A 19676-nucleotide genomic window follows, 5' to 3' on the forward strand; every position below is an offset into this window, starting at 1 on the left:
CTCGTCCCGCCGAGGGCCACCAGGTCGACGTCCAGTTCAACGAACGCCCTGCCGCGAACGGTTGAAAAAGGGCCCAACCCAAGCCGCGACTGGAGTGCTGAAGGCCGGGGCCCCATGAGGTCGCAGACGCGCCGAAGCCCCGGCAGCACAGCGTCATGCCCGCCGCGTGTCCACGGCCATTCGCGCGCAGCCGACCACGACCATCAGCGTGGCGATGTGCTCGACGGGCAGCCGGATGCCGTGCCAGTGGTCCCTGCCGTCGACGCCGGTGTACCCGCTCAGCCCGACACCGACGTACGGGACGAGCCGGGCAGGACGATCCTTGAGCGACGGAGCGGTCAGCGCGGTGTGGTGTCGTCGGCCTCGAACGGGCCGCCGTGGCCGGGGACGATCAGGTCCGCTGTGGCCAGCACCCGTAGCCGTGAGGCGCGCAGGAGGTTGCGGTCCGGGGCGACGGGGTCGTCCGCTGGGCCGTTGGCATGCCACCACAGGTCGCCGGCGAAGGCCACCACGCCGGCGGCCGTCCCCGCCAGCAGGGTGATGTCCTCCGGGCTGTGGCCCGGGGTGCGGATCAGCTTCAACGAATCGGTGAGTTCGTAGCCCTCCGCCTCCCGGTTCGTCCAGTGGTCGCCGAGATACTCCACCTTGTGGTCGTGCACCCGGGCGCACGGGAAAAGGCCCGCATTCAAGGTGTTGTCGGGGTGGTGGTGGCTGAGTACCACGTCGGTGATGTCGTCTGGGCTCAGGCCCAGTTCCGCGAGCGGGTCGAGGATGTGGCCGCGGCTGGGCACCATGCCCGGGTCGAAGATCACATGTCGCCCCGCGTCGGAGATGTAGGAGACGGTGGCGGCGACTCCGGGGCCGGTGGAGCCCACGTAGCCGGTGGTCAGGACCTTGAAGGTGGCGCTGCGGCCGAGCGGTGCGTCTGTCATGGCCTCAATCCTGAAGCGCAGCACGGACGTTCACGAGTGGCACCGCTGCCTCTGATCGCAGGTTTCGTGCCAGCGTGTGCCACACTGCGGCATGCCCCCCTTCAGGACCGTCGCCGCGTACGTCCCTCCCGGTGTCGGCATGCTCGCCGTCGGCATCGTCGCCGAGGCGTTCGGCCCGCACGGGGCGGAGCTGCCCGGCTTCGACTTCGCCCTGTGCGCAGACCGGACCGGGCCGGTCCCCACGGACTGCGGCGTACCGCTATTCGTCGCGCATGGACTGGACCGGCTGGCCGCCGCCGACCTGGTCGTCGCCCTGCCAGGCGCCGGCTTCCGCACGCCGCCCGCCCCCGCCGCCCTCGACGCGCTGAGGGCCGCGCATCGGCGCGGCGCGGTGGTCGCGGCCCACTGCGTCGGTACGTTCACGCTCGCCGCCGCCGGGCTGCTCGACGGCCGCCGGGCGACCACTCACTGGCGGTTCGCCGACCTGCTCGCCGACCGCCATCCGGAGGTCGGCGTGGAGCCGGACGCGCTCTACATCGACGAGGGGAGCATCGTCACCGGCGCGGGCGCCGCCGCGGGCTTCGATCTCTGCCTCCACCTGCTCCGGCGGGAGCACGGTACCGCGACGGCCAATTCCGTCGCCCGGGACATGGTGCTGCCCGCGCACCGCGAAGGCGGACAGGCCCAGTACCTGGCCGCGCCCGTCCCCGAGAACGGCCGGGACGAGCGGCTCGCCGACGTACTCGCCTGGGCCCGGGAGCACCTCCACGAGCCGCTGCCCGTCGGCGAACTGGCCCGCCGCGCCCTGATGAGCAAGCGCTCCTTCGCGCGCCGCTTCACCGCCGCGACCGGAACCACCCCGCACGCCTGGCTGCGCAGCCTGCGGCTGAGCCGGGCCGAGGAACTCCTGGAGGCCACGGACCTGCCCGTCGAAGAGATCGCCCGCAGGGTCGGATACGGCAGCGCGGCCGTGCTGCGCGAGCAGTTCGTACGGCGTCGAGGTGTCCCGCCCCGCTCCTACCGCCGCGCCTTCACCAGCACGCGGTAGCGACCGGACGAGCCCGGCCGACCCACTTCCCTGCCGAAGGCACCGGCCGGTCTCCAATGGCACGAACACCTCGCCGCCAAGTTCTTGCGCGCCGCCAGGCCCCTCTCCCGCCGATCCGGACCACAGAGCCGCGAGTTCCGGCATGTCACCCGGCCCGGTTCGCCGTTACCCCCACATGAACGACCTCGAAGCCGCCCGCGCCGACCGGATCGCACCTCCGCACGAGGGAGAACAAGGTCCCCGCTGCGCGGTTCCGCGACAGCGTGAAGCTGCCGCCAGATTTGGCCGGGAGACGGCCGATGGGGTTGGGTATGCAGGTCGATCATTTCGATCATGGTCCGGTCATCTCCGGGCGTGATCAGGGCATCCGAGGAGTACGGGTGAAGGCCGTAATACGGGGGGCCGCTGTGGCGGCGGCAATGGCGCTCGCCCTGACCGGGTGCAAGGACGGGAGCACCCCCGCGGAAGGCGCGGCGAAGGGCAGCGCGACCACGGGAGGGGCGACGGCACCGTCGCCCGCCGAGGGAGGCGGAGGGTCATCGGCACCCACCGACGGCCAGGGCGTGACACCGAACTTCCCCCCGGTCTCGGTGGATCCCACGGGCCTGTATCAGGCGCTCCCCTCCGACGGCAGTATCGGCGACGTCATGGTCGGCGGCGAGGTCGTCGTGGTCCAAGGGACTGATGCGGCCAAGGGCTGCCCCGAGATGACGAAGACGCCGTGCGCCGGCGTCCAGGCGGTCGGAAACAGGGACATGGAGGCCCGGGGCTCCGCGGACGAGATACGGGTGGAGTTCACGCTCTTCGCCTTCGACACGGCGAAGGACGCGTCCACGATGATGAAGGATTTGGCGGATCACGAGCGCAAGGAGAGCGCGGAGTACGGCGCCCCGGCGAAGCCGGTGACGGTGGACGCCGACGCAGACGAGACCGAGGCGATGCAGGACGGCGACTCCTTCGAGGTCGTCATGCGCATCGGCACTGTCGTGGCGCACCTCCACGCGAGCGGCACCGAACTCGTCGACGTGGAGCACGCGGCGAAGATCCAGGTCGCCCGCGTAAAGTCCGTCTCGAACGGCGTCGACCCGGACCGCTGACCCGCCGTACGGTTCGCGGAATACGATCTTCTACCGCACCAGCACCGATTTTCAGCTACGGGGAAATATGTACATGCGCAAGACAGCAACCCTCACCATCAGCCTGCTCGCGGCGGCGGCCCTGGTGGCCGGATGCGGCAGTGAGAAGAAGGACGCCGACCCGGCCAAGGGGAGCGAGGCATCGGCGAGCGGCAAGGCGAAGGGCTCGGCCTCGAGGACGAGAGGTGTTCCGCATCAGGTGGTCTTCGAGGTGGGCGGCACGGGCGCGGCCCAGGTCATGTGGAACGGGAACAGCAACCACTTCGAGCAGGTGACGCTGCCCTGGACGAAGACCGAGTCCATGCAGTTGGAGGGTGCCGAACTGAAGGTCGGAGTCACGGTGTCGGTGGTGCCGGGCTCGGTCAAGGGCTCGGACGGGATGCTCAAGCCGGCCCCGTGCACGATCAAGGTCGACGGCAAACGGGTCGCTGACAACCAGGACGGCAAGTCGCCCAAGCCTTGCGAGTACAAGCTCAAGGACTGACAGCCGTTCAAAAGCCGCGCGGCCCGTCGAACGTCCGGAACGGCCAAGTCGGCGTCTCGAGCGCACGGCCCAGCAGCACAGCCGTAGCGCCTGCTTCGGGGATCTGCGTGGGCGGACCGGGTTCACTGCCACGCACGGCCTGCGGCCGTTGCCCCGGCTCAGGGACGGCGCCGCAGCCGCAGGAGCAGCAGGGCGACCCCGACCGCGATGAGTGCTGCGGCGGTCATCCAGGGCCAGGGGGACCACTGGTCGGTGCAGGTCTGCTCCGTCGCGGTGGTCGTGCAGACGGTGCCCGGTCCCTGGCGGTTGAGGTAGGCGACGTACAGGAGAGGCAGGATCGGCCCGGCCGTCACACCCGGGAGCCCACGGCGGGACGCCGGCCGGAGGCTGAGTGCCACCGCACTTGCGGTCGCCACGGCAAGGACGAGTGGGCCTGTCGAGAGCAGGCTGATGAGGGCGAGGCAGAAGGCTGCGCCTGTGAGCAGCCAGCACAAGAACCACCATCCTCCCGGCAAGCGCGCAACACCTGATGTGTGGAGGGGCTGTTGAGGTGCGCTGGTGCTGTCCATGAGAGTGTGACCTCCACGCTGAAGGGGCTGCGGACGCGGAACAGGCGTGTGCGGGGACGCCTGCCGATCCAGGGGGCAAGGCAAGCTCAGCCGCGGCGTTGCGCCGTCCTGCTGCGGCGGCGGTAGGACGGCAGCGGGAGTCTGTCGAGCAGGGACGCGATGGAGGCGGCCCTGTCGAACAGGCGAAGTGCCGGGGTGTGGTCGCCGTCGAGGCTCGCCAGCATCTCGAGTCCCAGGTACAGGGCCACGACGGCGTGTCCGATCTCCTCGGCCGGGGTCGACCGGGCGAGAGGGATGCGGCCGACCGTGTCGCGGACGGCGTCCGTCGCGAGTTCCCGCCAGGGCGCAATCCTGGCGGCGATCTCGGGACCGAGTTCGGGCATGGTGTGTGCAGCGGCGACCATGGTGGACAAGACGGCGACGTAGCCGCAGCGCAGATCCTCGGCGAAAACCTCCTGAGACGCGCGGACCAGACCCTGGGCGTCGGTGACGCCGTCAAGTGCCGCCCGGTACCGCTCCCGCCGCTCCTCCGCCACTTGGTCGAGTGCCGCCAGGTGGAGGCTGGTCACCGTTCCGAAGTGATAGAAGACCAGCGCTGAATTGCACCCGGCTCGCCGGGCGATCTCACGAGCGCTGGCACCCGCGAAGCCCGTATCGCGCAGAGCTTCGACAGCGGCCGTGACCAGCGCCCGCCGGGTCTTGTGCGCTGCTGGCTCCCGCCGACCGGCGAGAACGCGCTCCGGACCGGAAGTCGCCACCGTGCACCCCTCACTGACGCTGACCGTACGATTTAATCGAGTGGTCAAAACCTAAATCCTGCGGCCGCCGAAGGCAAGGCGATTGCCGTACCTCGCACGGGAGTTGTCGTCCAGCCGCAGTGGTCGTACTCGCGTGGGGGTGTGGGCCGGCCGGCGGCCTTCCGGGCCGGGGCGGTACTCAGTCGAGGGTGCGGACGAAGCCCGCGTGGAAGGGGGTGAGTTCCTCGGATCGCCCGCTGAGTACCTTTGTCAGCCAGTCGGGATCACCCAGGAGAGCCCGGCCGACCGCCACGAGGTCGAACTCGTCGCGTTCCAGACGGGCGAGCAAGCCGTCGATGTCTGTGACACCTCGACGGTGCCCTCCACCCTGCGGGCGAACCGGCGCCGACGGCACCACCCGCTGGGAACAACGCCCACAGGTCGTCCGGCGCCATCCGCTCGTCAAGCGCAGCAGTCGAGGAACCGAAGTGACTTCCCGTGCCGGGGGTCCAGTGGGCGGCGTGGGGCTGCGGGGCAATGTTGCGCCGTCGTGGAACCGACCCGGTGCCAGCTGAGCTCGTCCTGCTTCGCGAGGGCGCTGCGTTGATCCCCGCCGCGCGGTCGAGCGGCTGGACGTCCCCTCTCCGACGCTCGCCGTTCAAGCTGCGCTTTTCCACCGTCGGACGACCGGGGCGGAGCGCCGGAGGGTCCAGGAAATGGTTTGCCGACCCAGTGGGCTGTGTGTCACCGTCGGCCTGAACCGGAAGTTGATCATCGGCGGCCGGTCGACGTCGACATGTCGGCGGCCTCTCGGGGATCCACCGCAGAGGTGACGAAACGATGGGAACCGGTGCCGTGGGGAACAGTTACGAGGACGAGTGTCGCCGATCGTTGGCCGAGGAACAGGCGAAGAGCCTTGCCGAGACCAACGACTGGGAACATGTGGACAGGGAGCGGGTCCACCAGGACTGGGACGTCCTGTACCGCGAGATCACGACTTTCCTGGACGGCGGCTTTCTGCCCGGGGACCAGCAGATCCAGGAGCTCATCCGCAGGCACTTCGACATCGTCTCCCGGTTCTACACCCCCTCCAGGGAGGCTTACGTCGGCATGTCGCTCTTCTACGCCGAGGACGAGGCCATGAGGGCGTTCCACGATTCCTACCACCCCGAGTTGGTGAAGTTCCTGGGCGCTGCCATCAAGGTGTTCGCCGAACAGGGGAGCGGGTTCGCCCCCAGCGGAGCCGAGGCTTCGGCGTAATCGGGCGACACGGGCCAGGACAGGCATGGGCGGGTGCGTCCGGACAGGGGTCCGGGCGCACCCGCCGAGGGGTGGGACGTGGTTCATGCCCAAAACTGTGACAGCCCTTGGGCGTTCCTTTCGCCTCGCTGCCGCGGCGGGATCAGCGTCGGTGGGGCGAGTGTTATCTGCGGGGTCTGATGCTGGACGCTTCGACGACGGCATCGCCCTCGCCGACCTGCTGGACGCCCTTCCTGCAGACCGCCGTGAGGCGTTCGACCTCTCCCAGCTGGTGGGGCTGCCCTACGCGGAGGCGGCAGGGGTCAGTGACCGCCCCGTCGGCACAGTGCGCTCACGGGTCGCCCGGGCGCGCACCTCGGTGATCGAGTGGCTCGACGAGGCCGAGCGCTGCACACCGGCGGCCGCCGCGGCCTGACCGGGCCCGTCGCTGCCGCCCGGACCGGCGCCCCGGCGGCAGCGGCCCGGCTCGCTCCACCGCCTCATGGACGGGCTGAATCCGTACGAGAAGCTCGGTCCCGTCGCGGTCGCGGCCGGCGCGCCGAAGTGGAGCCGGGTGCCGACGACCGAGGAGGGATACGCGGCCGTCGGCTTTCTACCCGGCGGGCTCATCCGGGCCGGGGTGCTCGCTCGTGGCGCCCCGGCCCAAGCATCGTCCGGTCAGTTCACGAGGCGGACAGCTCCCCTCGCACGGTGCGGGCTGCGGCGACCAGGTTTTCCAGGGAGGCGCGGGTCTCGGGCCAGCCGCGGGTCTTCAGGCCGCAGTCGGGGTTGACCCAGAGCCGTTCGGCGGGAATGGCCTTCAGGCCCGTGCGGAGCAGGTCGGCGGCCTCCTCGGCGCTCGGGACGCGGGGGGAGTGGATGTCGTGGACTCCGGGTCCGGCCTCGCGCGGGTAGCCGTGGGCGGCGAGCTCGCGGGCGGCCTGCATGTGGGAGCGGGCGGCCTCCAGACTGATGACGTCGGCGTCGAGGTCGTCGATCGCCTGGACGATGTCGCCGAACTCGGCGTAGCACATGTGGGTGTGGATCTGTGTGTCCTGGCGCACCCCGCCGGTGGTCAGCCGGAAGGCTTCCGTCGCCCAGTCCAGGTAGCCCGGACGGTCGGCCGCGCGCAACGGCAGGGTCTCGCGCAGCGCGGGTTCGTCCACCTGGATCACCGAAGTGCCCGCCGCCTCCAAGTCGTTGACCTCGTCGCGCAGGGCGAGGGCGACCTGACGGGCGGTGTCGGCCAGGGGCTGGTCGTCGCGGACGAAGGACCAGGCGAGCATGGTGACCGGACCGGTGAGCATGCCTTTGACCGGGCGGTCGGTGAGGGACTGGGCATACGTCGTCCAGCGCACGGTCATGGGCTCGGGGCGGGAGATGTCGCCGACGAGGACGGGCGGGCGGACGTAGCGGGTGCCGTAGGACTGGACCCAGCCGTGTCGGGTGGCGAGGTAGCCGGTGAGCTGCTCGGCGAAGTACTGGACCATGTCGTTGCGTTCGGGCTCGCCGTGCACGAGGACGTCCAGGCCGGTCTTCTCCTGGAAGGCGATCACCTCCTGGATCTCCGCCTTGATCCGTTCCTCGTAGCCTGCTGCGTCGATGCGGCCGGCGCCCAGGTCGGCGCGTGCCGTGCGCAGTTCGCCGGTCTGCGGGAAGGACCCGATGGTCGTGGTCGGAAGGAGGGGAAGGCGCAGGTGGGCCCGCTGGGCCGCGGCGCGTTCGGCGTAGGGCCGGCAACGGCGGGTGTCGGCGTCGGTGACCGCGGCGGCGCGGGCCCGCACGGCCGGGTCGTGGGTGATGGGCGAGCCCGCTCGTGAGGCGAGGTCGGCCCGGTTGGCGGCCAGTTCGGCGGTGATCGTGCCGGTGCCCTGGGCGAGGCCCCTGCCGAGCGTGACGACCTCGCGTGTCTTCTGCTGGGCGAAGGCGAGCCAGCGCAGGATCTGTGGCTCGATGTCCCGTTCAGCGGTCGCGTCGAGCGGGACGTGCAGCAGGGAGCAGGAGGCGGAGACGTCGACCCGGTCGGCCAGTCCGAGCAGAGTGCCCAGGATGGACAGGGACTTGGCCAGGTCGTCGACCCAGATGTTGCGGCCGTTGACGACTCCGGCCACCAGCCGCTTGCCGGGCAGACCCCCGACGGCGGCGAGGTCGTCCAGGTTGGCGGCGGCGGCCTCGGTGAAATCCAGGGCCAGGCCCTCCACCGGGGCCTTGGCGAGTACCGGCAGGGCCTCGCCGAGCCGGTCGAAGTAGGACGCGACGAGCAGCCTGGACCGGTCGGTGAGGGCGCCGAGGTCTCGATAGGCGCGGGTGGCGGCGTCGAGTTCGGCCGGTGTGCGGTCCTGGACGAGGGCGGGTTCGTCCAGCTGGACCCACTCGGCTCCTGCGGCGCGCAGGTCGGCCAGGACTTCGGCGTACACCGGCAGCAGCCGGTCCAGCAGGGTGAGCGGCTCGAAGTCGGGCGATGTGCCGGGTGCAGGCTTGGCCAGCAGAAGGTAGGTGACCGGGCCGACCAGCACGGGCCGGGCGGTGAGCCCCAGTGCCAGCGCCTCCTTCAGCTCGTCGACCTGCTTGCTCGCGTCGGCGGCGAAGACCGTGTCCGGACCCAGCTCGGGCACCAGGTAGTGGTAGTTGGTGTCGAACCACTTGGTCATCTCCAGCGGCGCGACGTCCTGCGTGCCGCGGGCCATCGAGAAGTACCCGTCGAGCGGATCGGCGGCCACGGCGTCCCGGTGGCGGGCGGGGACGGCGCCGACCATGACGGTGGTGTCCAGGACGTGGTCGTAGTACGAGAAGTCGCCGGTGGGCACCTCGTCGATGCCGGCCTCGGCGAGCCGCTGCCAGTTCGTACGGCGCAGGTCGGCGGCCGTGGCGTGGAGGGCGTCGGCGGTGATGCGGCCCTTCCAGTAACCCTCGATCGCCTTCTTCAGTTCCCGGCTCTGTCCCTGGCGGGGGTAGCCGTACACGGTGGCCCGTGCTGCCGCGGCTGCGGGCTTGGTGGTCACGGAGATCTCCTTCGCGAGATGAATCCCTGAGATCCCGGAAACGGGGTGAGGACGCGAAGGAACAACATGCCGGACGGTGCCGGCCGACGGCCGTCCGTTCGGTGTGTTCGCCGACCCGCCCTCGAGGTCACCGGGATGTCCGCGCACGAGTGGTTCGCACACGGGCAGTTGGCAGGTCTTCGGACTCGCGGGCACGTCTCGTCGTACGAAGTCGTACGAGACACCTACTGGCCGTCGCTTCCCAGGCCCTCCCCGGGCCCAGTGCGTATGACGGCGGTCGTTCCCGCTCACCGCTGCGGGGCAGTCCCGGATTCCCACCGGGTTCCCTCTTGCGACGCATCCCGCCTGGCGGACGGGGCGAACCAGCTGCACGGGCCAGCCTAGGGGGTGACCGTGGGAGAAGAGAGCGGGACGCTCAATATCTGCACGGTGAGGCGGATCACGTTCGTACCGCGCAGGCCACGGGGCAGGAGGCCCGCCGCACAGGCGCTTTCCCGCCGGCGCTGTGCTCGCCGCAGCTCGTAGAGAGTCTCCTCCATCTCGACCGCGGCGGTGATCGTCTCGATGACGCCGATGTCCGTGCGGATGCGGTGCGGGCGGGGGTGCCGGAACGGTCCCGCATTGTCCCGGCAGCGTTGTCTCGGCAGCGTCGGACTTGTGCGGAACGAGACCCGTCTCCCGGCCACCGTGACGCTCGCCGGGGCATGACGTCGCCCATCGGCCGACGTCATGCCCCGGAGTGTCGTGGATCAGATCACGAACGACTCGCTGGGTCCCACCACGGCGGTGAAGCCGTTGGTCGCGATGACGCGTACCAACAGCTCTTGACCGGAGTCGAGCTGGCTCGGATCCAGGGTGACGGACGGCGTCTTGAGCCCCACACCGACCGTCTGCCAGGTCCGGCCCTCGTCATCGCTGAGCTGGACGGTGAAGGTGTGGCCCTCCTCGGCGGGCCGCACCAGGTCGGCTGCGACCCTCAACCTCCGGCCGTCGACCAGCTCGGTACGCACGGCACGCGTGATCGGTGGTGCCGCCCCGGCACGGAAGGTGTCCACCACGGCCCCGCCGACGACCAGTTCGACCGCGGACACCTCCGGGCCGGCGGTGACCGTGGCGTCGACGATGCCGACTCGGTCCTCGTCGGGGGCGAGCTCGGAGTCGAGCTTGACCGGTGCGCCGTGCTCTTCGACCACGACGCCGTCCGCGGTGGTGAACCGCAGCGTTACGGGGCTGTCCGGTACCGGGGCGGTGGGTGACACGTTCGGAGCCGGATTGACGAAGGCGATTCTTCCCCGGCCCTGCGTCAGGTTCACGGTGCCGACGACGTTGACCACGGTCTGTCCGGGAGCAGGGCCGCCGCCACCGTTGGCGAACGACGGCAGGGCGTTCTCGGCCACCAGGCGGCTCCGGATCCCCTCGTAGGTGTAGACGGACGGCCACTCCCGAACGCAGTAGGTCATGATGTCGTGCCACTGGATGCCCGGCATGGCGGTCATGGGTCGGGTGTTGGCCGGATCGCCGACGTCGAAGCCCGCGAACCCCGCATCGGTCTTGGACAGCTGTCCGGCGGGGAAGGGGTAGTTGTTGAGGTCGTCCGCGGTCTCCCCGCAGAATCCCGGATGGCGCCTGCCCAACGTGTGGCCCAGTTCGTGACCCCCGTACCAGTCTCCGTACGACCCGTCCACGTCCCAGCTGAAGCTTCCGCTGGGTATTCCCGTGGGACCGCAGGCCACGACCGCCGGGTCAGGGCTGGTGTCGGGGACGCTCGCCGCAGCGCCTCGCATGAAGAAGCCCGTGTCGCTGACCATGCCGTAGTAGTGGGTGCGCGCGTCGGTTCCGGCGCTGACATCCTGGGTGCGGATCGCGGCCAGCTGCGCGTTGATGTCGCTGGAGACGAACGGGACCGGCGCCGTGGCGGCCACCACGGCCTGCGAGTGCAGCACCTGGGGCACCGGATAGGCCCGGCGGAGCCAGGAAACCAGCAGGTCGAAGTCGATGTTGCGTGGAGCATGGGTGACCGGCGGTGTGCCCTGCTGGTAGGTGAACCTGACGATCCGCACTCGCAGCGGAGGGCTGGGCTGGAAGGTCACCGTGGGACGGCGTTCGCCGCCGAGCGCGATCGGGTTTCCGGTCACGCTGTCGGTCACGCCCGACAGCCATACCGTGAGCTGGCCGGCAGCGGTGGCGGCGGCCGGCAGCACGAAGTTGAGACTGCGGTTGGCGTCGTCACGGGCGCGGGTGAGGTCACCCGCGTCAGCGTGATTGAGGGTCACCGTGTTGGCGGAGGTGACGACCACCGGCGCGGTCGACGGCCTTCGCACCGACAACTGGCCCGTGACCGTGACGGGCGCGCCGCCGTAGTAGCTCAGATACGCTCGCACCACGGTCCGCTTGTCGGCCACCAGCGGTACGGAATGGCCGAGGTCCTGCACGCCCTGGGTGACCTCCAGGGCGTCCATCTGCAAGGGGTGGGTGTTGATGTTCCCGGCGGTCAGAACGACCCCGAGCACCTCGGCCGAGCCGTCGGCGTGGTTGGCCTGGACCGCGCGTCCGGTGACGAGCGCGTTCGCCATGACCTGGACCATCAGGCGCTTTGCGGTGCGGGCGGCCTCGGACTCTGCCGCGCTCGACTGGACGGTCAGCAGTTCGCTCGCCGCCGGGTCGGGCCCCACCCACAGGCACGCCATCGGGGCTCCCCCCTGCACGGACCACAACCGCTGAACGTAACCTTCTGTGACAGCCATGACAACACGCGCCCTTCACCGTCACACCGGGTCGATCTGGACCGTGGTGATTATTGCGTCGCTGTCGCCGTGCCCGGCGGCGACAGTGCGATAGTTGGTCGCCGCGGCGGCGAGCGACTGGACGAGGTTGGCCGCATACGCGGTGTCGGCCGCCGACCCGTTGTTACTGACAGCCAGCACTTCGACGTTGTCCGGTGTGGGACCTATCCAGACGCATGCCGTGGTCGGCGAAAGGATGGACAGTTGTTGTACCTGCCCCGTCGTCGTAGCCATGGCAGAAAACCCCTTCGGTGGATGGCGGAATGGCTGTCAGAGCGGCTGGTCCAGCAGCCCCAGTTCGAGGGCGCTGTCGCTGACGTAACGCAGGTCGCCGCGGACCCGGATGCCGCCGGAAAGGAACTGCTTCCGTGCGTCGACCTGTCCGTCGAGAACGGCACGGACGGCTGCCGCGTCGCCGATCACCTCGACCAGGGTGGGCCTGCCCACGCCGGCCGCCACGTTCTCCGAAACGTTCACCTCGTTCGACCCGCATTCGAGAACGTATGTGCCGCCGCCGTCTCCGGACAGATGGAACACGATGTTTCCCGGCCGCAACGAGCGGTTCTTCGAGAGCTTGTCGGCGAGGTTGTGCAGTGACTCTTTCATGGTTCCTCCGGCCGCCTCGGCACGCCGGGATTTCTCATTGACGAGCCACTCCGGATCGATGCCCCAGCGCGTTGCTGTATCTCGACAGGGAGCGGGGAAATCCGACTGGCACGGGATCAACGGCTGCAGAGCCGGGGCCTGCCCTGGGGTGGCCCGGCGTGCTCAGCACCGACCCGGCACGTGCCGAATGCGGTGATGACGAGATCGGATTGAGTGGTGCAGGCGGTGGCGTGGTGGCGCCGCCGGCTTGTCCCGCCGTTCCATCCTAGGCACGGTGGGGGAGACCTCGCAGCCTGTGCCGGAACCGGCCGTCCGGGCCGCCGAGCCGGAACGGAGGAGCGCGGTGTCCGATCCTGCCGTCGGGTTGTCGCCGAAGATCCCCATGGTCCCTCTGTTGCGCCAAGGGCTACGGCAGCTCGTGGCGCACCAATGCACGCGCGAGCGGTTCACCGGTCTTTCGCGCGTATGCCATTCGCTCGCGCACCTCGCTGAGTGTGCGCGGACGATAGCCAGGGCCGCCACAGCAACTCTTGTGGAAGCGGACACCGGCATTCAAGAGCACCGACAGGGTCCGCCATGCAGCGGTGTCGCGCCGCCGCGGCGGGGCGAAGGCGGAACCCACATGGATCAGCGGCTCGGCACATCGCGGGCAGAGCCGGTCGTGGTCACCGAGGTACGGCTGCTTGTAGGAGGCCCGACAGGGCAGGCAGACATAGGAGGTCTTCGCGTGGGCCATACCGGCCAGAGTACGGCCCGTCCGGAACGAACTCGACCAGGTTTCCGTGACATTCAGCAAGACCGAAGGGACAGACCCTGGGCAGGCGCTTGCGGATCAACGTGCTGACGACGCGCGTGTCCCTGGATGCGGCGATGATTCACAGCATCCGTCACAGAGCCGGTTGCGCGACGGCGTTCATCGGTGGGGCCGGAGGGCCCTGGGCTCAGCGACGTCGAGCGCGGCCGGGCCGATGCGCTCGCCGAGCTGGGGTACGTGGCACTGGCCTTCGACATTTGCGGCGGGCGCTGTTTGCGCGACCCCGACGAGATGCCGGCCCGTTGCATGCCGCTGCTCGCCGACCCCGACCGGATGCGGGCCATCGGCCACGTGGCGCTCGACGTGGTGCGCGCCGAACCGCGGACCGACCCCGACCGGATCGCCGCCGTCGGCTACGGCACCGGGGGCGCCATCGGGCTGGAACTCGGGCGCGCCGGCGTCAACCTGCGGGCGATCGGGACGGTCAACGCACTGGCCAGGCGTTCACGATCTCGCGGAAGTCCGCAGGAAGCACGGTCCGGTCGACCGGCGGATGGTGGAAGGCATGCAAGGCGCCGCCGTAGACCACGAGGCGCCATTCGACGCCCGCGGCTGCATCTCGGCGGTGAACGCTCGGGCCGGCCGGGCGAACCCAGGTGAGTTGATGCCGGTGGCGTCGGCCACGAAGGGAGAATGGGTTTTCCTTCGTGTCCAGAGCGACCCGCTTCGCCCTGGCGCGTCCTGGTTCAGGAGCTTGACAGTCCGGCCTGGACTCTTCATGAGATGACGTTCGCGAATGGTTGCTGGCCTGTCTCAGAGGTGAGGACGTGACGGTGTGTTCTCGTAACTTCGCGCCTGACCGCCCGTTCTGCGAACCCCTTTCCTGAATCAGCAATGGTCGCTTGGCGAGTCGGCGGCTCATGACCGTGATCATCGACGAGCAGATCATCGTCTTCGAGCCACCCCGCTCTCGGCGTCCATCACTGCGACCGCATCGCCGCCGCCTGGGCCACCGCCAAGGACCAAGTTCTCGACGAGGCATGGGTTCCGACGCCGTGATCGACCAGGCTCCGAGAGGAACAGCGCCGCGGTGGCCCGGTCCGTGGCGGGGCCGTTACCTCGGGGCGCATCGTTCACGCTGATGACGCCACGGCGCCGCCGTCCTCGCCCGAGGACACCGGCCGGACAGTGGGCCGCGGCCGCCTGCCTGGCGGACGGGGCAGCAGCCCGCCGCCTTGTTGCGCGTCGCGAGAGGGAGCAAGTGCGCTGCGGTGCGCGATCCGGCTTGAACGCTGACCACGGCACCGGCCGCCCCGTTTCACAGGCCCGATCACGGCAAGTCACGAGTCTCGAGTCTTTGCGGCGTAGCGTCGGCGAGTTCCGCCACGCGAGGGTAGAAGTCGCCAGGGGGGTGCTCGACTTGATCCGCCGTCGTGTCGAAGACAATCGTCTTCACGCAGGCCCACGCCTCTCCGCTCTGGGCAGGCGTCGGGACACGCCGACAACCAGCGATCCAGCGCAGCACGGCACGGCGGCGTCGGCGGCCGGAGCAGTGCAAGACGCCGACGAGACGGCAGTGATACCAGCCACTGCCACAGTGATGCCGGACAGCTGATGACGTCCAGACTCGTCCGACGACAACCACCCAACGCGACCGCTCTGCGGGCGCTGTGCCCCAACAGCCAACGTTCATGTCTGGGTGCGTCGTTCGGCGACAAACCAACCGCACCGCAGGACCAAACCAACAGGGGAACCGATGGCCAACTCAGCCGGCAACGTGCCGGATGCCAACCGCCGCCAGCCAAGACGGCACCTCATAACCGTCCAGGCGCTGGCAGCCGCACTCCTGGTCATTGCCGCGGCGGTCGTGTACACCCGAGGGGCTTCGGCCGCCCCGACCTTGGCGTCTACGACGGAGCAGCCGTTGTCGACGGCCCAGCAGCAGGCGGGCATGACCTCCGGACAGCCCTTCGCCGACCCGCCGGTCCTCGACACCGCCACCAGCCCGAACACGACGATCACCCTCAACGCGCACGACACGCGGTTCGAGGTGGGGGGAAAGCAGGTCTGGGGCCAGTCCTACAACGGCTCGTTCACTGCCCCCACCCTGCACCTCGTGCCGGGCGAACACGCCACGATCACCCTGGTCAACAACCTTTCGGTAGCGACCAACCTGCACTTCCACGGCTTGCACGTCTCTCCGTCGAACGACTCGGACGATTCGTTCCTTTGCATCGCCCCGGGCACCACGTTCCACTACCGCCTGGACCTGCCCACCGACCACCCGGTCGGCACGTACTGGTACCACAGTCACGCCATGGGCACGTCCTGCCCCTCGGACAGCTCCAGCATGGCAGGCATGGCGATGACGCCGTCACCCAGCACCGGCTTCTCCCCTGGCGACGTGGAGAACCAGATCTTCGCCGGCCTTTCTGGCGCCATGGTCGTCGGGGATGATCGGGCCCTGCTCCCGCCCGCCCTGCGGAACATCACCACGCACACCGTGAACCTGAAGGACGTTCAGCTCGACAAGACGGGTCACATCGTCCAGAACACCACCACCACGTCGATCGACTCCGACGCCCCGACGGTACGTCTGGTCAATGGGCAGCTGCTGCCCACGCTCACCATCAAGCCCGGTGAGACTCAGCTATGGCGCCTGGGCAACGTCGGAGCTGACATCTGGTACCACCTCCAGCTCGACGGATACCGGTTCACGGTCATCGGCCAGGACGGCGTTCCGGCCGCCAAGGTGACCACGGCCGACACCCTGTTGCTGCCCCCCGGCAAGCGCTACGACGTGCTGGTCACCGCCGGCAGGCAGCCCGGCGAAACCACCCTGCGCAGCCTTGCTTTCAGCAATGGGCCGGACGGTGACAATTACCCCGACACCCCGCTGTTCAAGGTCAATGTCGCCGGTCGCTCACAGGCCCAGCTCCCCACCGTCTCCGGCGCGCTGCCCTCCTCGCTCACCGACTTGTCCAACGCCTCCATCGCGCAGAGCCGCAGCGTGACACTCAGCGGAAACGACTCCGAGGGATTCCTCATCAACGGCCGGCAGTTCCGCATGGACTCCTCGGTGTTCAATACCCCCGCGAAGCTGAACACCGTGGAGGAGTGGACCATCACCAACGAGGCTGGCGAGGACCACCCCTTCCACATTCACACCAACTCCTTCCAGGTCGTCTCGATCAACGGTGTAGCCCAGTCCTTCGTCGGCCGTCAGGACACCATCCCGGTGCCCCACGCGGTCAACGGCGTGCCCGGCAAGGTGGTCATCCGCGTCCCCTTCTCCGACTTCACCGGGAAGGTCATGTTCCACTGCCACATCGCGGCCCACGAAGACAACGGCATGATGAGCTACATCGACGTCGTCGACTAGGAGTTTCCGGCCGATCATGTGACTACTCGATGTTCGGGTCGTTGATGTCGACATGGGCCGGGTGATCCGACAGATGCCGAGTGGGAACGGCTGCGGCCGTTCCCGCCGGTCAGCAACAGGCGTTGTGGCAGGTGGCGGGACCACCGGCAGGTGATCGACGAAATTCTGCACCGGGTGCGAACCGGCGCTCGGTGGCATGACCTGCCCGATAGGTCGGCCCATGGAAGACCGTTCACCCAGCTCGTCGGCGAGCAAGGGCGGCCGGGCGCCCGTGTCGCCCGCACCGACGAACAGGCCAGCACCCGGTTGACGAGCTGACCGGAGGATGCCGAGACTGTGATCACGGCTCGCCGGGGGCGTCGACCCGTTGACGACAACACGATTCCGTGGCCGCAAACCGTTGCTGAGTCTCACTGACATACGGCGGTTCAGAAGCCACCAGCTGCTCCCAGCTCCCACCGACAAGTGCTCCTCGTTCTGACCTACGCAGCCAACCGGCGCAAGGGCGTGGCGTTACGTCGGGATGCCGGTAGCGCTCGGGGCCACGATGCTGCCGAACGGCCTGGTCCTCGATGGCGAGCTGGTTGTGTGGGCGGGGGAGGGGATGTCGTTCTACAAGGTCCGCCGTCGGGACACCATCAATGCGTTCGTCGGAGCCGTCACCGGCCATCTGGAACGCCCCCAGACGCTCATCCTGGGCCGCCACGACGACACCGGCAGACTCCATCCGGTCGGGCCCAGCACACCGCTGCGCCCTGACGCGACGCGCCAGTTCTCCGAGCAGCTGGTGCCGGCCGCTCCGGGGCACGCCGCGAAGAGCATGCCCTGTACAACCCCGCTTTCACAGCGCTCCTCTGCACCCGGGCCGTGGCCGAGTTCACACAAGACCGGCGAGCGGGGCGCTGGGTTGCCAGGAGACGGGCAGGACGACGTCGACGCCGTCGCGGCGGGCCAGAGGCAGCAGTCGGCTCATGGTGGTGTCGAGGTCGTCGAGCAGGTAGGGCATGGGCCGCAGCGGCCGGTGCAGGCCCAGGAAGAAGTCGTCCCAGTGCACCAGGACGACCCGCCTGGCCCCGGTCGTTGCCACGACCTCCTCCCAGTAGGCGTGCAGGAATTCGGCGGGCTGTTTACCCAGCATGCCGACGCCTAGGTAGATGACGTCGGTGTGGTGACCGCGCAGCGCACCGGGCCGGTAGTTGGCGCTGGCGTGCAGGAGAATCCGGCCGTTGGGGTGGGTGACGAGCACGGAGTAGGCGGTGCCGGTCTTCCAGGCGCCGGCACGGGCCGGCGGGACCAGGGGCTCGTCGACGGTACCGGGGTAGTGGTCGCCCGGGCTGTGCACGGAGTCCAGGAAGGTCAGCGTGAAGCTGCCGTAGGTCGCGGTGTCGCCGTTACCGACCACTCGCAAGGACGACTCGGGGACCCCCGAACCGCGCCCGATGTTGGCGGTGGACTCCGACCCGATCAGGTCGGCGCCGGTCTCCAACGCCCACACCGGTGCGTCGAGGGCGTGGTCGTAGTGGGAATGCGCGCACACCACAGCGGCGAGGCTGTCCAGCCGCAGCCGTTCGATGGCGGCACGTACCGACGCGCAGTTCGGAGCGATCTTGCCCATACCCACACGCAGCATCCCCGGACGGGTGACGAACCCGTCGCTGAGCACCGAGGTCTGCCCATCCGACAGCAGCACCGAACTGGTGCCCAAAAAGTGAGCGCTCAGCCCGTCAGGGTGCATTGCACTGCTCTGCCGGTAAGGAAGGTAGGGTCGCAGACTCGGACGAGCGATAGGCAGCTTCATGCGAGCATCCTCGGACCCCGGACACAGCAGTACCACCCACCAACCTCGTGTCCCCTCTCACAAACATGGCCGAGGCCGCACGGCAACCTCCATCACCGCGTGATACCGCAGCTCGACCACAGAGACGGCCGGGGTTCTGCCCAGGCTCCGGATTCGGGCTGCCGACGAGTTGCCTCTGGCCTGAGGGGCCCGGCGGTATCGGTCTGGAGCGCCGGCCTGTGCGGAGCATCCTGCGCCGACTCGAAGGGCGTCAGGTGCTCACCTTGGACGACGCGCTGCCCGTGAGGCAGCAGCAGGAGAAAGTCCAGTGGTCCCGGTGCAGCCACACTTCGGGCAGCAGAGCCGAGTCCACAAGGGAGGGCCCGAGGAGCTGCTGGCAGGCGATGAAGAGGTTCTTCCGGCCTTCAGTCGTGCACGTGCAGCGGCTTGCCGGCCATCGCCAGCAGGGCCTCGCCGAGCGCCTCGTTCTGCGTCGGGTGCGCGTGCACCAGCCCCGCCAGATCGTCGACGTCCGCCCGCGTGCCGCAGATGACCGGGGCCTCGCCGACGAGCTCACCGACGCGCTCGCCCACCATCGTCACGCCGACGACCGGCCCGCCCGGAGCCCTGACCAGTTTGACGCCGCCCGCGGTTCCCAGGATCTGCGACCTGCCGTTGCCGGCCAGGTCGTACGTCACGGTCTCCACACCGCCGTACGCCTGCGCCGCCGCCTCCTCGGTGAGGCCGACCGACGCGATTGCGCCTCACCGCGACCAGCAGGACGTCGGCCTCCAGGCGCTCCCCGGAGTCCAGGACGACCGCCACCTCGCCCGCCTTCCCGTCCCGCGCCGCCGCCCTTTCGGCCTCCGCCGCGCGGCGGAGGCGGCACACCGCCGGGGCGGTGGAGTGGGGGAGGAGCCCGCTGGAGTCGTCCGGGCGTACGACCTCGATCCGCGCCCCGTCGGCGAACCGGTAGGGCCGGTGCCGGAGCAGCCCGGCGAGCTGCCGCCGGAGCCGGGACACCTCGGCCCGCACCGTGACCGTGCGGCCGGGGCCGCCGAAGAGGTCGTCCGCCAGTCGCGCCGCCGTGCGGCCCGCGGGGTGCTCGGCGAGGACGAGCAGCACTTCGGGGTGGCGCGGGCTGAGTTCGTGCGTCCAGGTGCCGCTCGGGCCCTCCACGGTCAGAGACGCCTGCCGCGGCTGCCGTACGTCGAGGACGATCCGCGT

At 69.5% G+C, this 19676-nt stretch carries 16 protein-coding genes, 7 pseudogenes and 1 riboswitch; of the genes and pseudogenes, 8 read left to right on the forward strand and 15 right to left on the reverse strand.

All coding sequences use genetic code 11. The features are described 5' to 3' along the window. Positions 1 to 338 precede the first annotated feature (338 nt). Positions 339 to 932 carry an MBL fold metallo-hydrolase gene (locus ACZ67Q_RS06955; RefSeq protein ID WP_471177414.1) on the reverse strand — a complete coding sequence of 198 codons (594 nt, stop codon included), beginning with the start codon at positions 930 to 932 and terminating at the stop codon, positions 339 to 341. A gap of 91 nt (positions 933 to 1023) precedes the next feature. On the opposite strand from ACZ67Q_RS06955, the gene ACZ67Q_RS06960 reads away from it, so the two are divergent. The 3 genes from ACZ67Q_RS06960 (at position 1024) to ACZ67Q_RS06970 (ending at position 3600) form a co-directional block, all read left to right on the forward strand. Then, complete coding sequence (locus ACZ67Q_RS06960; protein WP_471177417.1) at positions 1024 to 1980, forward strand: GlxA family transcriptional regulator; 957 nt, start codon at positions 1024 to 1026, stop codon at positions 1978 to 1980. Between the two features lie 311 nt (positions 1981 to 2291). Beyond that, positions 2292 to 3077, forward strand: a complete 786-nt coding sequence (locus tag ACZ67Q_RS06965; protein WP_471177420.1) for a hypothetical protein — start codon at positions 2292 to 2294, stop codon at positions 3075 to 3077. Positions 3078 to 3150: 73 nt separating this feature from the next. Further along, positions 3151 to 3600, forward strand: a complete 450-nt coding sequence (locus ACZ67Q_RS06970; RefSeq protein WP_471177423.1) for a hypothetical protein — start codon at positions 3151 to 3153, stop codon at positions 3598 to 3600. 158 nt (positions 3601 to 3758) lie between these two features. Here ACZ67Q_RS06970 and ACZ67Q_RS06975 read toward each other — a convergent pair whose 3' ends face one another. The 5 genes and pseudogenes from ACZ67Q_RS06975 to ACZ67Q_RS06995 form a co-directional block, all read right to left on the reverse strand. Further along, positions 3759 to 3953: a hypothetical protein gene (locus ACZ67Q_RS06975; RefSeq protein WP_471177426.1), complete on the reverse strand. Its 195-nt coding sequence runs from the start codon at positions 3951 to 3953 to the stop codon at positions 3759 to 3761. Between the two features lie 302 nt (positions 3954 to 4255). Next, positions 4256 to 4738 (reverse strand): hypothetical protein, encoded by a 483-nt coding sequence (locus ACZ67Q_RS06980; protein ID WP_471177769.1) that lies wholly within the window; start codon positions 4736 to 4738, stop codon positions 4256 to 4258. A gap of 12 nt (positions 4739 to 4750) precedes the next feature. Continuing rightward, positions 4751 to 4927 (reverse strand): annotated as a pseudogene (locus ACZ67Q_RS06985) (TetR family transcriptional regulator); the annotation flags it as partial. A 178-nt stretch (positions 4928 to 5105) separates the two neighbouring features. Next, positions 5106 to 5255 carry a hypothetical protein gene (locus ACZ67Q_RS06990; RefSeq protein ID WP_471177771.1) on the reverse strand — a complete coding sequence of 50 codons (150 nt, stop codon included), beginning with the start codon at positions 5253 to 5255 and terminating at the stop codon, positions 5106 to 5108. A 21-nt stretch (positions 5256 to 5276) separates the two neighbouring features. Beyond that, positions 5277 to 5361: pseudogene (locus ACZ67Q_RS06995) on the reverse strand (IS5/IS1182 family transposase); the annotation flags it as partial. Between the two features lie 385 nt (positions 5362 to 5746). On the opposite strand from ACZ67Q_RS06995, the gene ACZ67Q_RS07000 reads away from it, so the two are divergent. Both ACZ67Q_RS07000 and ACZ67Q_RS07005 read left to right on the forward strand, forming a co-directional pair. Continuing rightward, positions 5747 to 6166, forward strand: a complete 420-nt coding sequence (locus ACZ67Q_RS07000) for a TipAS antibiotic-recognition domain-containing protein (RefSeq protein WP_471177428.1) — start codon at positions 5747 to 5749, stop codon at positions 6164 to 6166. 190 nt (positions 6167 to 6356) lie between these two features. Beyond that, positions 6357 to 6581: pseudogene (locus tag ACZ67Q_RS07005) on the forward strand (sigma factor-like helix-turn-helix DNA-binding protein); the annotation flags it as partial. A 247-nt stretch (positions 6582 to 6828) separates the two neighbouring features. On the opposite strand, the gene metE reads toward ACZ67Q_RS07005, so the two are convergent. The 6 genes from metE to ACZ67Q_RS07035 form a co-directional block, all read right to left on the reverse strand. Next, entirely contained in the window at positions 6829 to 9147 is a 2319-nt protein-coding gene (gene metE / locus ACZ67Q_RS07010) for a 5-methyltetrahydropteroyltriglutamate--homocysteine S-methyltransferase (RefSeq protein WP_471177430.1), read from the reverse strand. A 153-nt stretch (positions 9148 to 9300) separates the two neighbouring features. Then, positions 9301 to 9529: riboswitch (cobalamin riboswitch) on the reverse strand. Beyond that, positions 9528 to 9878: a hypothetical protein gene (locus ACZ67Q_RS07015; RefSeq protein WP_471177433.1), complete on the reverse strand. Its 351-nt coding sequence runs from the start codon at positions 9876 to 9878 to the stop codon at positions 9528 to 9530. (Overlaps the previous riboswitch by 2 nt.) A gap of 18 nt (positions 9879 to 9896) precedes the next feature. Further along, the gene (locus tag ACZ67Q_RS07020; protein ID WP_471177436.1) at positions 9897 to 11834 is read right to left on the reverse strand and encodes a hypothetical protein; all 1938 of its coding nucleotides are present in this window, start codon (positions 11832 to 11834) and stop codon (positions 9897 to 9899) included. A gap of 78 nt (positions 11835 to 11912) precedes the next feature. Then, complete coding sequence (locus tag ACZ67Q_RS07025; protein ID WP_471177438.1) at positions 11913 to 12164, reverse strand: hypothetical protein; 252 nt, start codon at positions 12162 to 12164, stop codon at positions 11913 to 11915. Positions 12165 to 12200: 36 nt separating this feature from the next. Then, positions 12201 to 12536 carry an SCP2 sterol-binding domain-containing protein gene (locus ACZ67Q_RS07030; protein ID WP_471177441.1) on the reverse strand — a complete coding sequence of 112 codons (336 nt, stop codon included), beginning with the start codon at positions 12534 to 12536 and terminating at the stop codon, positions 12201 to 12203. 406 nt (positions 12537 to 12942) lie between these two features. After that, the gene (locus tag ACZ67Q_RS07035) at positions 12943 to 13272 is read right to left on the reverse strand and encodes a deoxyxylulose-5-phosphate synthase (protein ID WP_471177443.1); all 330 of its coding nucleotides are present in this window, start codon (positions 13270 to 13272) and stop codon (positions 12943 to 12945) included. 183 nt (positions 13273 to 13455) lie between these two features. Here ACZ67Q_RS07035 and ACZ67Q_RS07040 point away from each other — a divergent pair. Beyond that, positions 13456 to 13824 (forward strand): annotated as a pseudogene (locus tag ACZ67Q_RS07040) (dienelactone hydrolase family protein); the annotation flags it as partial. On the opposite strand, the pseudogene ACZ67Q_RS07045 reads toward ACZ67Q_RS07040, so the two are convergent. Next, positions 13817 to 13923 (reverse strand): annotated as a pseudogene (locus ACZ67Q_RS07045) (dienelactone hydrolase family protein); the annotation flags it as partial. The pseudogenes ACZ67Q_RS07040 and ACZ67Q_RS07045 sit on opposite strands and share 8 nt — an antisense overlap. A gap of 1123 nt (positions 13924 to 15046) precedes the next feature. On the opposite strand from ACZ67Q_RS07045, the gene ACZ67Q_RS07050 reads away from it, so the two are divergent. Both ACZ67Q_RS07050 and ACZ67Q_RS07055 read left to right on the forward strand, forming a co-directional pair. Next, a complete protein-coding gene (locus ACZ67Q_RS07050; protein WP_471177445.1) occupies positions 15047 to 16672 on the forward strand; it encodes a multicopper oxidase family protein in 1626 nt (541 codons plus the stop codon). A gap of 81 nt (positions 16673 to 16753) precedes the next feature. Continuing rightward, a pseudogene (locus ACZ67Q_RS07055) lies at positions 16754 to 16990 on the forward strand (transposase); the annotation flags it as partial. A 559-nt stretch (positions 16991 to 17549) separates the two neighbouring features. Here ACZ67Q_RS07055 and ACZ67Q_RS07060 read toward each other — a convergent pair. Together ACZ67Q_RS07060 and ACZ67Q_RS07065 are read right to left on the reverse strand one after the other, a co-directional pair. Further along, the gene (locus ACZ67Q_RS07060; protein ID WP_471177448.1) at positions 17550 to 18377 is read right to left on the reverse strand and encodes an MBL fold metallo-hydrolase; all 828 of its coding nucleotides are present in this window, start codon (positions 18375 to 18377) and stop codon (positions 17550 to 17552) included. Between the two features lie 497 nt (positions 18378 to 18874). Then, positions 18875 to 19207 (reverse strand): annotated as a pseudogene (locus ACZ67Q_RS07065) (dihydrolipoyl dehydrogenase); the annotation flags it as partial. Positions 19208 to 19676 lie beyond the last annotated feature (469 nt).

Source organism: Streptomyces sp. NPDC036813 (assembly GCF_055609245.1).

Bases quoted from the DNA above. Each gene is read 5' to 3' on its own strand.
- ACZ67Q_RS07000 (WP_471177428.1), top strand. From the start codon at position 5,747: ATGGGAACCGGTGCCGTGGGGAACAGTTACGAGGACGAGTGTCGCCGA.
- ACZ67Q_RS07025 (WP_471177438.1), bottom strand. From the start codon at position 12,164: ATGGCTACGACGACGGGGCAGGTACAACAACTGTCCATCCTTTCGCCG.
- ACZ67Q_RS06965 (WP_471177420.1), top strand. From the start codon at position 2,292: ATGCAGGTCGATCATTTCGATCATGGTCCGGTCATCTCCGGGCGTGAT.
- ACZ67Q_RS07035 (WP_471177443.1), bottom strand. From the start codon at position 13,272: ATGGCCCACGCGAAGACCTCCTATGTCTGCCTGCCCTGTCGGGCCTCC.
- ACZ67Q_RS07020 (WP_471177436.1), bottom strand. From the start codon at position 11,834: ATGGCGTGCCTGTGGGTGGGGCCCGACCCGGCGGCGAGCGAACTGCTG.
- ACZ67Q_RS07030 (WP_471177441.1), bottom strand. From the start codon at position 12,536: ATGAAAGAGTCACTGCACAACCTCGCCGACAAGCTCTCGAAGAACCGC.
- ACZ67Q_RS06970 (WP_471177423.1), top strand. From the start codon at position 3,151: ATGCGCAAGACAGCAACCCTCACCATCAGCCTGCTCGCGGCGGCGGCC.
- ACZ67Q_RS07050 (WP_471177445.1), top strand. From the start codon at position 15,047: ATGGCCAACTCAGCCGGCAACGTGCCGGATGCCAACCGCCGCCAGCCA.
- ACZ67Q_RS06960 (WP_471177417.1), top strand. From the start codon at position 1,024: ATGCCCCCCTTCAGGACCGTCGCCGCGTACGTCCCTCCCGGTGTCGGC.
- ACZ67Q_RS07015 (WP_471177433.1), bottom strand. From the start codon at position 9,878: ATGACGTCGGCCGATGGGCGACGTCATGCCCCGGCGAGCGTCACGGTG.
- ACZ67Q_RS06955 (WP_471177414.1), bottom strand. From the start codon at position 932: ATGACAGACGCACCGCTCGGCCGCAGCGCCACCTTCAAGGTCCTGACC.